At 66.9% G+C, this 14,147-nt stretch carries 7 protein-coding genes; 2 read left to right on the forward strand and 5 right to left on the reverse strand.

Annotated elements, in window-relative coordinates; translation table 11 throughout:
- The first annotated feature begins 149 nt into the window (after nucleotides 1–149).
- A complete protein-coding gene (locus C8J45_RS14660; RefSeq protein WP_107963887.1) occupies nucleotides 150–1,238 on the forward strand; it encodes a mannose-1-phosphate guanylyltransferase/mannose-6-phosphate isomerase in 1,089 nt (362 codons plus the stop codon).
- Between the two features lie 437 nt (nucleotides 1,239–1,675).
- The gene (locus tag C8J45_RS14665; protein WP_107963888.1) at nucleotides 1,676–3,490 is read left to right on the forward strand and encodes a DUF885 family protein; all 1,815 of its coding nucleotides are present in this window, start codon (nucleotides 1,676–1,678) and stop codon (nucleotides 3,488–3,490) included.
- A 393-nt stretch (nucleotides 3,491–3,883) separates the two neighbouring features.
- Here C8J45_RS14665 and C8J45_RS14670 read toward each other — a convergent pair whose 3' ends face one another.
- From C8J45_RS14670 to C8J45_RS14690, 5 genes are all read right to left on the reverse strand, one after another.
- Nucleotides 3,884–5,113, reverse strand: a complete 1,230-nt coding sequence (locus tag C8J45_RS14670; RefSeq protein ID WP_258191473.1) for a glycoside hydrolase family 27 protein — start codon at nucleotides 5,111–5,113, stop codon at nucleotides 3,884–3,886.
- A complete protein-coding gene (locus C8J45_RS14675) occupies nucleotides 5,110–7,413 on the reverse strand; it encodes a glycoside hydrolase family 3 C-terminal domain-containing protein (RefSeq protein ID WP_107963889.1) in 2,304 nt (767 codons plus the stop codon). The genes C8J45_RS14670 and C8J45_RS14675 overlap by 4 nt, the downstream gene beginning before the upstream one ends.
- A gap of 85 nt (nucleotides 7,414–7,498) precedes the next feature.
- On the reverse strand, nucleotides 7,499–11,038 hold the full coding sequence (locus tag C8J45_RS14680) for a hydantoinase B/oxoprolinase family protein (RefSeq protein WP_107963890.1): 3,540 nt from the start codon (nucleotides 11,036–11,038) through the stop codon (nucleotides 7,499–7,501).
- 7 nt (nucleotides 11,039–11,045) lie between these two features.
- Nucleotides 11,046–12,107 (reverse strand): PLP-dependent cysteine synthase family protein, encoded by a 1,062-nt coding sequence (locus C8J45_RS14685; RefSeq protein WP_107963891.1) that lies wholly within the window; start codon nucleotides 12,105–12,107, stop codon nucleotides 11,046–11,048.
- The gene (locus C8J45_RS14690; protein ID WP_107963892.1) at nucleotides 12,104–14,140 is read right to left on the reverse strand and encodes a M3 family metallopeptidase; all 2,037 of its coding nucleotides are present in this window, start codon (nucleotides 14,138–14,140) and stop codon (nucleotides 12,104–12,106) included. The genes C8J45_RS14685 and C8J45_RS14690 overlap by 4 nt, the downstream gene beginning before the upstream one ends.
- Nucleotides 14,141–14,147 lie beyond the last annotated feature (7 nt).

The raw sequence follows: 14,147 nt of genomic DNA on the forward strand, positions 1-14,147 counted from the left end.
ACAGGTTATTTGTAAATGCTACCGACACCTGAACGCTTGGTTTCGCAGGAAAACACGAAAAAAGCCTGAAGACCGCGCATCCAATCGATACATTCGGCGATTGGCACCGGTGGCCGCTCCGCTATAGCTCAGCGCCACTCGGAGGATTCATGACCGCACGCAAAATCGTTCCCGTTATCTTGTCAGGCGGATCGGGCACGCGCCTTTGGCCGATGTCCCGCCCTGAAATGCCCAAGCAGATGCTCGCGCTGACGGCGGATGAGACGATGCTGCAACTAACGGCAGGGCGGGCGTTCGGCGAGCGATTTGCCGCGCCGATCGTGGTTGCCAACGCGCGCCACGCCGATCTGGTCGAGCAGCAGCTTGCAGAAGCTGGCGCAACACCGCAGGCGCTGATCCTGGAGCCCACCGGTCGCAACACCGCGCCCGCCATCGCGCTGGCGGCTATTGCGGCGGGGGGGGGCGGCGACGCGTTACTGGTTATGCCGTCGGACCACGTTATCGGCGATGTCGCGGCATTCCACGCGGCGATCGAGGCGGCGATGCCGCTCGTCACGCAAGGGTGGCTGGTCACGTTCGGCATCGCACCCGACGCGCCCGAGACCGGCTATGGCTGGATCCAGATCGGCGACGAACTCCAGCCCGGCGTCAACCGCGTCGCGCGGTTCGTCGAGAAGCCCCCGCTCGACAAGGCGCAGTCGATGCTGGCGAGCGGCGATCATGCCTGGAACGGCGGCATATTCCTGTTCCTTGCCGACGCCTACCTCGAAGCGCTCGCACAGTTCGATCCGGGCATCCTGACCGCCACGCAGGAGGCGATGGACAAGGCGCGTACCGAAGGGACCCGCATCTACCCCGACGCGGTCGCCTTCGCAGCCTCGCCCGACGATTCGATCGATTATGCGGTGATGGAAAAGGCCGACCGTGTCGCGGTCGTGCCGGTCGCGATGGGCTGGAACGACGTCGGCAGCTGGGACGCACTCCACGCGATCAGCGACACCGACAGCGACGGCAACGCGCACCGCAGCCACGGCGATGGTGACGTGCTCGCAATCGATACGAAGAACTGCTTCGTCCGCAGCGACGGCGTTCGCGTCTCGCTGGTCGGGGTCGAGGATCTGATCGTGGTCGCGAGCGGTAACGACGTCCTGATCATGCCACGCGGCCGCAGCCAGGAAGTGAAAAAGCTGATCGAGTCCATGAAGGACCCAGCGAAGAAGGCAGCGCCGACGAGCTGAAGTCGGGATGCACGATCGGTCCGGCTGCACGCCGGGCCGGTCGAATTACGGTTTCTTGCGGGTCTTCGGCACCTGAGACAGGCGCGTCAGCAATGTCGGAATGTCTTCGGTGATCATCGTGTCCGTCGGCGTCTGCCAAGACGAACGCAACGTTTCGCCGACATCGTGCAATCGTGCGCCGGCTTCACGCCTGGATGTCTCGTTTCGCACGTCTACCTCACCTACGCATACACCCGACGGCATCCTTCGGGGGGGTAAGGACACCGCCGGGCTCTCGGGTCAAACCGACGATATCCGCGCTTGTTCCGGCGGTTTCGCGACGGACGCATCTTCCACGCCGGTTCCGGTCGCAGACGCGCCGAAATTCCGATCCCGAAGCGCTGGCGGTCCGCGCGGCGATCGGCTTAGATGCGCGAAAGTTCACGGGAGAGTTCGTCATGGATCGTCGCCAGTTCCTCGCATCGGGCGGCGTCGCCGCGCTTGCCACCACGCTGCTGCCCTCATTGGCTTTTGCGCAGTCGAGCGGCGACACCGCGCTCAACGCCGATTTCGAGCGGATCTTCCAGGCGAGCGTCGCCCGGTCGCCAGAACTCGCGACGTCGCTTGGCCTCGACAAGGGACCGCTCGCGAGCCTGAAGAGCCAGCTATCGCCGCGCACGCCGGAAAAGCGCGCACGCGACGTGAGCGAGACCAAAGTCGCGCTCGCCAGCCTGGCCCGCTACGACGGCGCGGGCCTGTCGCCTGCCGCCAAGCTGAACCTCGAAGTCGTGCGCTATTCGCTCGCCACACAGATCGCCGCGCCCGAGAAATTCGGCATGGACAGCCCGATCCGCCCCTACCGGATCTTCCAGCAGGGCGGCGCCTATTTTCAGGTGCCCGATTTCCTCAACACCGCGCACACCATCAACGCCACCCCGGATGCGGAGGCGTATCTGTCGCGGCTCGATCAGTTCGGCACGGTGCTCGACCAGGAAAGCGCGATGCAGCAGGCCGAGGCGGCACGTGGCCTGCTCGCACCCGGCTGGTCGCTCGACCTGACGCTGGGACAGATGCGGAAACTGCGCAGCCAGCCGGCGGCGACGTCGAGCATCGTCCAGTCATTGGTGAAGCGTGCGGCGGCCAAGGGTCTTGCCGGCGACTGGCAGGCGCGCGCTTCGAAGATCGTCGAGGGCAAGGTCTATCCCGCGCTCGACCGCCAGATCGCGCTGATCGAGCGGTTGAAGCCGACCACCAAGCCCGGCGACGGGATATGGCGCGTGCCGAACGGCGACGCGATCTATGCGATGGCGCTGAACCAGGCCACGACGACAACGATGAGCCCCGACGAGGTCCACCGCATCGGCCTCGCACAGGTAGCCGAGATCACCGCGCAGCTCGACACGATCCTGAAATCGCAGGGCTTCACGACCGGCACGGTCGGCGAGCGGCTGGCGAAGCTCAACGTGACTCCGGACCAGCTTTACGCGAACACCGCGGAGGGGCGCACCGAGCTGATCGCCGGCCTGAACGACGGCATCAAGGCGATGTACGCCAAGCTGCCCCAGGCCTTCTCCGAAGTGCCGACGCAGCCGCTCGAGATCCGCGCGGTGCCGGTCGAGATCCAGGACGGCGCCTCGAACGGCTATTACAACCGCGCCTCGCTCGATGGCAGCCGCCCGGCAATCTACTTCGTCAATCTGAAGGACGTCGGCGACTGGCCGAAATACACGCTGCCGTCGCTCACCTATCACGAGGGTGTGCCGGGGCATCACCTCCAGATCAGCCTTGCGCAGGAATCGAAGGACATTCCGACGCTGCGCAAGATCGGCTTCTTCTCGGCCTATTCGGAGGGCTGGGCGCTGTATGCGGAGCAGCTGGCCGACGAGCTCGGGGCGTATGCATCGCCGCTGGAGCGCGCAGGCTATCTCCAGTCGTTCCTGTTCCGCGCGACGCGTCTGGTGGTCGATACCGGCATTCACGCGAAACGCTGGAGCCGCGAGAAGGCGACCGACTATATGGTCGCGACGACCGGCTTTGCGCGACCGCGGACGCAGCGCGAGGTCGAGCGCTATTACACGCAGGCGGGTCAGGCTTGCAGCTACAAGGTCGGCCACATGGCATGGACGCGGGCGCGGGTGAAGGCGAAGGCCGCATTGGGCGACACGTTCGACCTGAAGCAGTTTCACGACATCCTGAAGGAAGGTGCGATGCCACTGACGATCCTGGAACGCCGGGTCGACGAACGGATCGCGGCGATGAAGGCCAAGGGCTGAGACTTGGCTATCCTCCCCCGCAAGGGGGAGGTGGCGCCGAAGGTGACGGAGGGGGAGGACACGGAACCGGGGTTGTTCCTTACCTCCCCCTCCGTCTGGCTAAAGCCAGCCACCTCCCCCTGGCGGGGGAGGATCGTTTAAATCCGACGCGCAGTCCGACGCGTGCGAAGCCGCCCTGCCCTCGCGTCCGTTTGTCGCTAACCGCGTCCCGCTCGTGCCGAGTAGAGACCGAGTAGCTGCGCCAGCAGCGTATCGAGATCGCGTATCGAGGTACACGTTCCGCGCGCCAACTGTCCTTCGATACGCCGTCTCGATACGCCCCTGCAGAGCTATGCGATCGCTACTCGGAACGAACGGGATTGGAGCAAGTTCACGGCCCCCTACTTCCACAAACTAATTCGGCGTCACCTTTACCATCACCACGCCGTGCGGCGGGACCATCGCCGAGAACCGTCCCTCCCGCAGGCGCCGTGTCGTCCCCGACCACAAATCGCGCACGTCAGACGCCATCCCGGCCGTGTAACCAATCTCCGGCCATGCTACCGCGATCTCGGCCGGCGTCGTTCCCCGGTTCAGCAACAGCACCGCCCGGCTTCCGTCCGCCAACGGTCGCGCCCAGACCTCGTGATCGCCATCGTCGCGGACCCGCCGCCCCTGCATCCCGAGCGTATCCTGATCGACCGCGATCACGTCCGCATTCAGCAGGATCGCGCGCGTCGGGCCGTCCATCTTCGCGACGTCGTTGCCCGCGATCAGCGGTGCCGCCATCATCGCCCACAGGCTGAAATGCGCGCGATATTCGGTGTCGGTCATCCCGCCATTGCCGACCTCGAGCATGTCCGGATCGTTCCAGTGGCCCGGCCCCGCGAACGGATAGAGCGGCTCGTTCTTGTCGACGATGTCCATCATGCCGAGCGAATAGGTCACCGGCCCCGCCCACGCATCGCGGATGTCGCCGGTAGTACGCCACATGTTGCCGATCTTCGCGCCCCATTCCCACGGGCGGTTGTTGCCCCATTCGCAGATCGAAAGCAGCATCGGGCGGCCGGTTGCGCGGATCGCGTCCGACATCAGCGCATAGGCCTCTTCGGCATTGCGCACGCCAGTCGAGCACCAGTCGTATTTAAGATAATCGACGCCCCAGCGCGCATAAGTCAGCGCGTCCTGATACTCGTGTCCCTGGCTGCCGGGACGCCCGCCGCAAGTCTTTCGCCCGGCATCGGAGTAGATCCCGAACTTGAGGCCCTTCGCATGGACGTAATCCGCCAGCGCCTTGATCCCCGACGGGAACTTGCTGGCGTCGGCGGTGATGAAGCCGTCTTTGTCACGATCGCCATGCCAGCAATCGTCGATCACGACATAGCCGTATCCCGCCGCCTTCATGCCGTTCGCGACGATCGCGTCGGCGGTGTCGCGGATCACCTGTTCGGTGACCTTGCAGCCGTGTTTGTTCCAGCTGTTCCACCCCATCGGCGGCGTCATCGCGAGGCCGTTGGCGGTCCGCCCGGCCTCGCGCGATGGGCGCACGGTGTTGGGATCGACGAGCTGGTCCTGCGCCGCCGCGAGCGTGCTCGACATCGCCGCACACAGCGCGAGCAGCAGTCGCACGAAACGACGGCTCACTTGCCGCTGCGATCGAGCGTCTGCGCGGCCACGCGCACCGTCACCGTCTGGACGATGTCAGTGGCCGAGGTGGCGAGCATCACCTTGTAGTCGCCGCCCGCGATCTTCCAGCCGCCGGTCGTCGTGTCGAACGTCGCAAGCAGGCGCGGATCGATCGTCACCGACACCGATTGATCGCTGCCGGGCGCGAGGTCGACTTTGCGGAAAGCCCCGAGCCGCTTGGGCGCTTCCCAGCCTGCGCCCGACACATAGACCTGCGCGACCGCCTTGCCCTGTACGGCGCCGGTGTTCTTCACCGAGAAGCCGGCCTTGATGCCCTTGTCCTCGGGCGCGGCGGTCAGACCGCTCATGGCGAAATTCGTATAGGACAGTCCGTAGCCGAACGGGAACAGCGGCTTGGCGCCGGTCTTGTCGAACCATTTATAGCCGACCGCCGCGCCCTCGATGTCGTAATTGCCCATCGGATGCGCATCGCGGTCGAGCTTCGGATCGCCCTCCAACACGGGCCGCGGGGTCTGCGCGAGCGACGCGGGGAAGGTCGCGGGCAGATGCCCCGACGGGTTGACCTCGCCGGTCAGCACGCGCGCGATCGCCTCGCCGCCCGCCGTGCCGGGATACCATGCCTCCAGCACCGCGCCGACCTTGCCCAGCCACGGCATCACCACCGGGCCACCGGTTTCGAGCACGACAACCGTCTTGGTGTTCGCGCGCGCGACCGCATCGATCAGCGCGTTCTGGTTGTCGGGCAGATTCAGATCGGGCGCGTCGATCGACTCGCCGGTCCACTGCTCGCCGAACACGACGACGACATCCGCTTTCCGCGCCGCCGCGGCGGCCGCCTTGACGTCCTTGCCGTCAAGATAGGTCACCGTCGCGCCGGTCCGTGCCTGCAACGCCTTCATCGGCGACGACGCGTGATAGGTCTTGGGGCCGGGGAAGCCGCTCGGGAACCCATCCGCCACGATCAGGCCATTGGTCGGCGCGTTCGGCGAATAGACCTGGCTCGAACCACCACCCGACAGCACGCCGACATCCGCATGCGCGCCGATCAGCAGGATCGACTTGGCGGTCTTGGCCAGAGGCAAGAGCCCGGCGGTGTTCTTGAGGAGGATGATGCCCTCCTCCGCATCCGCGCGTGTCACTGCTGCATGAGCGGCGTAATCGATCGTCGTCGCGCGGTCGCCCGCGACGACCGTGTCGAACGCGCCTACGGAGACCATTCCCCACAGCACGCGCCGCGCCATGTCGGTCGCGCGCGCTTCGCTGACATGGCCGTTGTTGACCGCCTCACGCAGCGCATCCGCGAAGTACGCCGAGCGATCGAACGCCCAGCCTGACTGCTGATCGAGCCCGGCATTAGCCGCCTCGCTGGTCGAATGCGTCGCGCCCCAGTCAGACATGACATAGCCCTTGAAACCCCAGTCGCGCTTCAGCACGGTGTTGAGCAGCCAGTCGTTCTCGCACGCATAATGGCCGTTCACGCGGTTGTACGAGCACATGACGGAGCCAGGCTGGCCGACCTCGTTGGCGATCTCGAACGCGAGCAGGTCGGACTGGCGCGCGGCCTGTTCGCCGATCCTGTGGTCCATCGTGAAGCGGTTCGTCTCCTGCCCGTTGAAGGCGTAGTGCTTCATCGTCGAGACGACGTGCTGCGACTGGATTCCCTTGATCTCGTGCCCGGTGATGATTCCGGCCAGCAACGGATCCTCGCCGCCATATTCGAAATTGCGCCCGTTGCGCGGTTCGCGCGTCAGGTTCATCCCGCCGGCGAGCTGGACGTTGAAGCCCGACAGGAACGCCTCGTTGCCGATCATCGCGCCGCCCGCCTGTGCGAGGTCCGGGTTCCAAGTCGATGCGGTCGCGATCCCCGACGGCAGGGAGGTGCGCAGCCGCGGCGTCGGCCCGCGCTGGCTGGCGACACCGACGCCGGCATCGGTCTGCCACTGGTTCGGGATGCCGAGGCGCGGGATGCCCGGCACGATCCCAGCGGACGCGGGCAGGCCGTCCTTGGGATAGACGAAATTCTTGATCGGCGTCTTCTGCCAGTCGGCGGTGGTCGCGAAATAGCCGAAGGTGAGTTGCAGCTTCTCGTCGAGCGTCATCTCCTTGAGGAGCAGGTCGACACGCGCATCGGCGCTCAGCGCGGTGTTCATCCACGGCCGCGCCTTGGGGGCCTCGGTCCGCGCCGCCGCCGCGCCGGGCGCGTTGTTGGTCGTCTGCGCGACGGCTGGCGCTGCGATTGCCAGCACCGAACCCGCGAGCAATCGGACGAACAGGGCGCGGGAACGGGATGCGGTCATGGGCTTCACTTTCAGGCTGATCGAATGCCGTGTGTGCCGCGTTCGTCGCGTTACCGCAACCAGACGTCGCGCGGCGCGTGCCCGGTCACGCCTTGCCAAAACCCCCGCCGCCAGGCGTCTCGATCACGAATACGTCGCCCGGCGCCATGTCGACCTTGGCGGTGGAGCCTAGGTGCTCGATGCCGCCATCCGCGCGCTCGATGGTTGCCGAGCCCAGCCCGCCCGGTTCGCCGCCCGCCATACCGAAAGGGGCCACGCGGCGGCGGTTGGCGAGGATGCAGGCGGTCATGTCCTCGAGGAAGCGCACGCGCCGCGTCGCCCCGTCGCCGCCATGGTGTGCGCCCGCCCCGCCCGAGCCGGCGCGGATCGAGAATTCCTCCAGCAGCACCGGAAAGCGCGTCTCGAAGATTTCCGGGTCGGTCAGCCGGCTGTTGGTCATGTGCGTCTGGATCACCGACGCGCCATCGAAGCCGGGGCCTGCGCCTGCACCGCCGGCGATCGTCTCGTAATATTGGTGCGTGTCGTTGCCGAAGGTGAAGTTGTTCATCGTCCCCTGGCTCGCAGCCATCGCGCCCAGCGCGCCGAACAGCGCGTCGGTGACGACCTGGCTGGTCTCGACGTTGCCGGCGACGACCGCAGCCGGATAGCGCGGGTTAAGCATCGAGCCTTCGGCCACGCGGATCGTCACGCCGCGCAGGCAGCCGTCGTTAAGCGGCACGGCCTCGTCGATCAGCGCGCGGACGACGTAGAGGACGGCGGCGCGGACGATCGAGACGGGGGCGTTGAAATTGGTCGGGCGCTGCTCGCTGGTACCGGCGAAGTCGACCTCCATCGTCGCAGCTTCCCGGTCGACGCGGACCGCCACGCGGACGACGGCGCCGTTGTCCATTTCGTAGGCGAACACGCCATCGTCGAGCGTTGCGATCAGGCGGCGGACGGCGGCGTCGGCATTGGCCTGGACGTGCTCCATGTAGGCCGCGACGACGTCGGTGCCGTACTCGTTCGCGAGTCGTGTGAGACCAGTCGCGCCGCGCGTGCAGGCGGCTAATTGCGCGGCGAGATCGGCGATGTTCTGGTCGATGTTGCGCGCGGGATAGCGGCCGCTCGCGAACACTTCGCGCAGTTCGGCTTCGAGAAAACGCCCTTCGTCGACCACCAGCACGTCGTCGAGCAGCACGCCTTCTTCCTCGACCGAGCGGCTTTCGGGCGGCATCGATCCAGGGGTGATCCCGCCGACGTCTGCGTGATGCCCGCGGGCCGCTACGAAGAACGCGGGCGCATCGCCGTCATCTGCGAAGACCGGCATGAGGACGGTGATGTCGGGCAGGTGCGTGCCGCCGCGATAGGGGGCGTTCAGCGCGTAGGCGTCACCGCGGCGGATACCGCGGCCGTCTGCGCCGCCGCCCCGTGCGTCGATGATCGTGCGGATGCTCTCGCCCATCGAGCCGAGGTGAACCGGGATGTGCGGCGCGTTCGCGACGAGGTTGCCGTGCGCGTCGAACAGTGCGCAACTGAAATCGAGCCGCTCGCGGATGTTGACCGACGCGGCGGAGCGCTGAAGCGCGGCGCCCATCTCCTCGGCGATGCTCATGAACAGGCCGGCGAAGATCGCGAGGCGTACCGGATCGGACTCGGTGCCGATGCTGGCGCCGACGCGAGGTGCGATCCGGTCGAGGATCAGATTGCCGATCGGATCGACGCGCGCGCGCCAGCCGGGCTCTACGATGGTGGTCGAGACGCTGTCGAGAATGAGCGCCGGACCACCGATGGCATGTCCGGCGGGGAGGCCGACGCGGGCGAGGACCGGCGTGTCGTGCCATGCGCCGGCCATGTAGACGGGGGCAATCGAGAGCGGCGCATCGGCCTCGTCGGGGAACGCGACCAGCGCCGCGTCGATCGGCGGGCTCTCGGCGATCGCCTCGGCGACGATCCGGTCGGCGATCAGCGGCGCTTCGCTGGCGAAACCGAACTGCGCGACGTGCGCGGCGTCGAACGCGGCGATCATCGCTGGCGGTTCGGCGAGATCGAGTTCGATGGTGTGGTCGGTCTGGCCTCGACGCAGATGCACGCGGCGTTCGATCCTGACGTCGTCCGTCGGGACACCCTGCGCGACCAGTGCTTCACGGGCAGCCTCCGCTAGCTCGTCCAACGCAGCGGCGATCTCAGCGTAATTCGCGAACGCAGCACCCGAGGTCGCCTCGCGGAGCACGCGACGATCGGCGAGCCCCATGCCGTACGCCGACAGCACGCCGGCCAGCGGATGGATCATCACCCGGTCCATCGCCAGCGCGTCGGCGACGAGACACGCATGCTGCCCCCCGGCTCCACCGAAGCACGCCAGCGTGTAGCGCGTCACGTCATGCCCGCGCGCTACGGAAATCGTCCGGATCGCATTCGCCATGTTCGCCACCGCAACCGCGACGAACCCTTCGGCTGCAACCTGCGGATCGAGCGGCAGTTCCGCGAACCGGGCGGCCACCGCCTCGGCATCGAGCGGCGCATCGCCTGCCGGTCCGAACAGCGCGGGAAAGAATTCGGGGCGGACTTTGCCGAGCATCACGTTGCAGTCAGTGACGGTCAGCGGTCCGCCGCGACGATAACATGCCGGCCCCGGCACAGCGCCCGCGCTCTCGGGCCCCACGATCAACCGCTCGCCATCGAACCGACAGATCGAGCCACCGCCTGCGGCCACCGTGTGGATCCGCAGCATCGGCGCGCGGATGCGAGCGCCGGCGATCAGCGTCTCGGTGTCGCGTTCGTACGTCCCGGCGTAGTGCGACACGTCGGTCGAGGTGCCGCCCATGTCGAAGCCGATGATGTGTTCGAACCCGGCCTCGCGCGCGGTTGCGGCCATGCCGACGATGCCGCCCGCCGGCCCCGACAGGATCGCGTCCTTGCCGCGAAAGCCTGCGCCATCGACCAGTCCGCCCGACGACTGCATGAACAGCGCGCCCTGCCCCAGCGCGTCGCTCAGGCCCGCGACATAGCGATCGACGACCGGCGACAGATAGGCGTCGACGACGGTCGTATCACCGCGCCCGATCAGCTTGATCAGCGGCGCGACGCGGTGGCTGACCGAGATTTGGGTGAAGCCGATCTCGGCGGCGATTGCCGCCAGCGCTTCCTCGTGTGCGGTGAAGCGATAGCCGTGCACGAGAACGATCGCGACGGCGCGCAAACCGCTATCAAACGCAGCCTGCAAGCCCGCGCGCGCCGCGTCGACGTCGAGCGGACGGAGCACGTCGCCGTCCGCGCCGACCCGCTCATCGATCTCCACGACATGCGCGAACAGCGGCGGCGGGCGGTTCACGTCGCGTGCGAAAATATCGGACCGTTCCTGGTGACCGATCAGCAGCGCATCGCCAAACCCGCGCGTGATCGCGAGACACGTCGGCTCGCCCTTGCGCTCGAGCAAAGCGTTGGTCGCGACCGTCGTCCCGATCCGCAGTTCGAGCGGGACGTCCGCCCCGTCGGTCAGCCGCCGGATCGCCTCGACCGCGGCGTCATCATAGCGCTCGGGATCTTCCGACAGCAGCTTGGCGGTGACGATCCGCCCGTCCGGTTGCCGCGCGACGACATCGGTGAACGTGCCGCCGCGGTCGATCCAGAACTGCCATGTGGTCATCGGTTACTCAGCCCAGAAATTGCGTCATCCGCGCCGCGGGATCGGTCCACGCGACCCCGCGATCGCCGAGCCATGAATCGTCGTAATAGGTGCAGCCATAGCGGTCGCCGCCATCGCACAACAGCGTGACGATGCTGCCCGTCTCGCCCGCCGCCGCCATTTCCTCGACGATTTGCGCGCACGCCCAGAGGTTGGTCCCGGTCGAGCCGCCGACGCGCCGGCCGAGCCGGTCGGACAGCGCGCGCATCGCACCGATGCTGTCGGCATCCTCGACCGCGATCATCCGGTCGATGACGCTCGGCACGAAGCTGGGCTCGACGCGCGGGCGGCCAATGCCTTCTATCCGCGACGCGCACCCTTCGGGTAACGCGACCACCGAGCGGTCCTCGAAATGGCGGTGAAACACCGAGTGCACCGGGTCCGCGACGCACAGTTTCGTGTTGTGGCGGCAATAGCGGATGAAGCGCCCTATCGTCGCCGACGTGCCGCCGGTCCCCGCGCCGCAGACTATCCAGGACGGGCACGGATGCTCCTCCTCGGCCATCTGCGCGAAGATGCTCTCGGCGATGTTGTTGTTGCCGCGCCAGTCGGTCGCGCGCTCGGCATAGGTGAACTGGTCGAGATAATGCCCACCGGTTTCCGCCGCGAGCCGGTGCGAGACCGCGTAGACGGTGCGCGGATCGTCGACCATGTGGATCTCGCCGCCGTGAAAGCGGATCGCGTCGAGCTTGGGCTTCGCCGTCGTCGCGGGGACCACCGCGATGAAGGGCAGCCCGAGCATTTTCGCGAAATACGCCTCCGACACCGCGGTCGATCCCGACGAGGATTCGATCACCGTCGTCTCGGGCCCGATCCATTCGTTGCACAGCGCGTACAGGAATAGCGACCGCGCGAGCCGGTGCTTGAGGCTGCCGGTCGGGTGCGAGCTCTCGTCCTTCAGGTACAGCACGATGCCGGGATACCGCGGCAAATCCACCCGGATCAGATGCGTGTCGGCGGACCGGTTATAGTCCGCCTCGATCCGCCGCACCGCCTCCGACAACCAGCGCCGGTCGACGCGCTTCGTCACCCTTGCAGCCCGTGGCGGACCAGCATCGCGGTCGGCTCGGGATCACGCCCGCGGAATGCACGGAAGCTCTCCGCCGCGGGCCGCGTGGCCCCGCGCGCGAGCACTTCCTCACGGAACCGGTCGCCGGTCTTGCGATCGACCAGGCCCGCTTCCGCGAACGCCTCAAAACCATCCGCCGCCAGCAATTCGGCATAGAGATAGCTGTAATAGCCCGACGCATAGCCGCCCGCGAAAATGTGGCTGAACGCGTGCGGGAAGCGGTGCCATGCGGGCGGGCGGATCACCGCCACCTCGTCGCGCACCGCCTCGATCACCTCGATCGGATCGCTGCCCATCGTGCCGAGATGCAGCAACAGGTCGAACAGCGCGAACTCGACCTGGCGCAGGATGAACATCCCCGCCTGGAAATGCCGCGCCTTCACCATCCGCTCGAACAGGTCGGCGGGCAGCGTCTCGCCGGTCTTGTAGTGGCCGGACATGCCAGTCAGCACGTCCTTGTCCCAGGCGAAATCCTCCATCAGCTGGCTCGGCAGCTCGATCGCGTCCCATTCGAAACCGTTGGTGCCGGCGATGCTCGGCCGGTTCACCTTGGTGAAGAGCAGGTGGATGCAGTGGCCGGTCTCGTGCAGCAGCGTGGTGACGTCGTTGTGGCTCAGCAACGACGGCGTCTCACCCCCATCGGGTGCAAAGTTGCAGACGAGATACGCGACCGGCACCGTCACGGTATTGCCGTCGTGCAGCCGCGGCCGTGCCTGCGCCATCCAGGCGCCACCACGCTTGCCAGTGCGTGCGTGCAGGTCGAGGTAGAGACCCGCGAACACCGTCCCACTTTCGTCCACCACGTCGAAGAACCGTGCGTCGTCATGGTACAGCGACACGTCGTCGCGCTCGACCAGCTTGATCCCGAACAGCCGCTGCATCAGCGTCTGCCAGCCCTCCATCACGCGCTCGACCGGGAAATACGCCTTCACCACCTGCGCATCGACCGCATAGCGATCCTGCCGCAACCGGTTCGACACGAAGCCCGCATCCCACGGCTCGCAATCGGCGATCCCGAGTTGCTCGGCGGCAAACGTCTTCAGCTCGGCAAGGTCGCACTCCGCCGCCGGCTTCGCGCGCCGCGCCAGATCGCGCAGGAACGCGATCACTTCGGCGCCGTTCGGAGCCATCTTGGTCTCCAGCGACCACGTGACCGGATCGGTGAACCCGAGGAGCTTGGCGCCCTCATGCCGCAGCTCGAGGATACGCGCGATTCGGGCACTGTTGTCGAACTCGCCCGCGTTCGGCCCCTGGTCCGACGCGCGCGTCGCGAACGCGCGGTACATGCGCGCGCGCAGCTCGCGGTTTTCGGCGAAGGTCAGCACCGCGTTGACGCTCGGCTGTTGCAGCGTGACCAGCCAGCCCGCCTGCCCCTTCGCCTTGGCGGCATCCGCGAACATCGCCTTGTCCGCGTCCGAAATCCCCGCGAGATCCGCCTCGTCCGTCACCAGTTCTGACCACGCATCGGTCGCGTCGAGCACCGCGCTGCCGAACTCGTTCGACAACCCCGACAGCTCAACCGAAATCTCGCTGAACCGGTCACGTGCCTCGGGTTCCAGCGCCACGCCCGACAGCGTGAAGTCGCGGATCGCCTGCTCGACCGCGACCCGGTCCTCGACGGCCAAGTCGGCAAACTCCGGCGACACGCTCAGCGCCACGAACACCTCGTACAGGTCACGGTTCTGCCCGACCTTCATGTCGTTCTCGACGAGCCGCTTCTGCCCCTCCGAATACGCCGCGCGCAGTTCGGGCGTGTCCGCGACACCGTGCAGGTGCGACACCGCCGACCAGATCGCGCCGATCTCGGTATTTGCGCGCTCGTATGGCAGCCACGCGCCCGCGAAATCGGTCGGCCGCGCGGTCGTCAGCGCCTCGACCATTGTCTCATGCCGCGCGATCGCCTCGTCCAGCGCAGGCGCGATCTGGTCGGGCGACAGTTCGGCGAAACGGGGCAGCGACAGCGTATCGAGAAGCGGGTTCGTCGGGGCAGTCATGGGAAAT

It is taken from the genome of Sphingomonas sp. PP-CE-3G-477, from assembly GCF_003050745.1.
Classification (GTDB): Bacteria; Pseudomonadota; Alphaproteobacteria; order Sphingomonadales; family Sphingomonadaceae; genus Sphingomonas.

What these genes read in the sequence shown, in the direction of transcription:
- C8J45_RS14660 (WP_107963887.1), top strand. Translation starts at nt 150, where the DNA reads ATGACCGCACGCAAAATCGTTCCCGTTATCTTGTCAGGCGGATCGGGC.
- C8J45_RS14665 (WP_107963888.1), top strand. Translation starts at nt 1,676, where the DNA reads ATGGATCGTCGCCAGTTCCTCGCATCGGGCGGCGTCGCCGCGCTTGCC.
- C8J45_RS14675 (WP_107963889.1), bottom strand. Translation starts at nt 7,413, where the DNA reads ATGACCGCATCCCGTTCCCGCGCCCTGTTCGTCCGATTGCTCGCGGGT.
- C8J45_RS14680 (WP_107963890.1), bottom strand. Translation starts at nt 11,038, where the DNA reads ATGACCACATGGCAGTTCTGGATCGACCGCGGCGGCACGTTCACCGAT.
- C8J45_RS14690 (WP_107963892.1), bottom strand. Translation starts at nt 14,140, where the DNA reads ATGACTGCCCCGACGAACCCGCTTCTCGATACGCTGTCGCTGCCCCGT.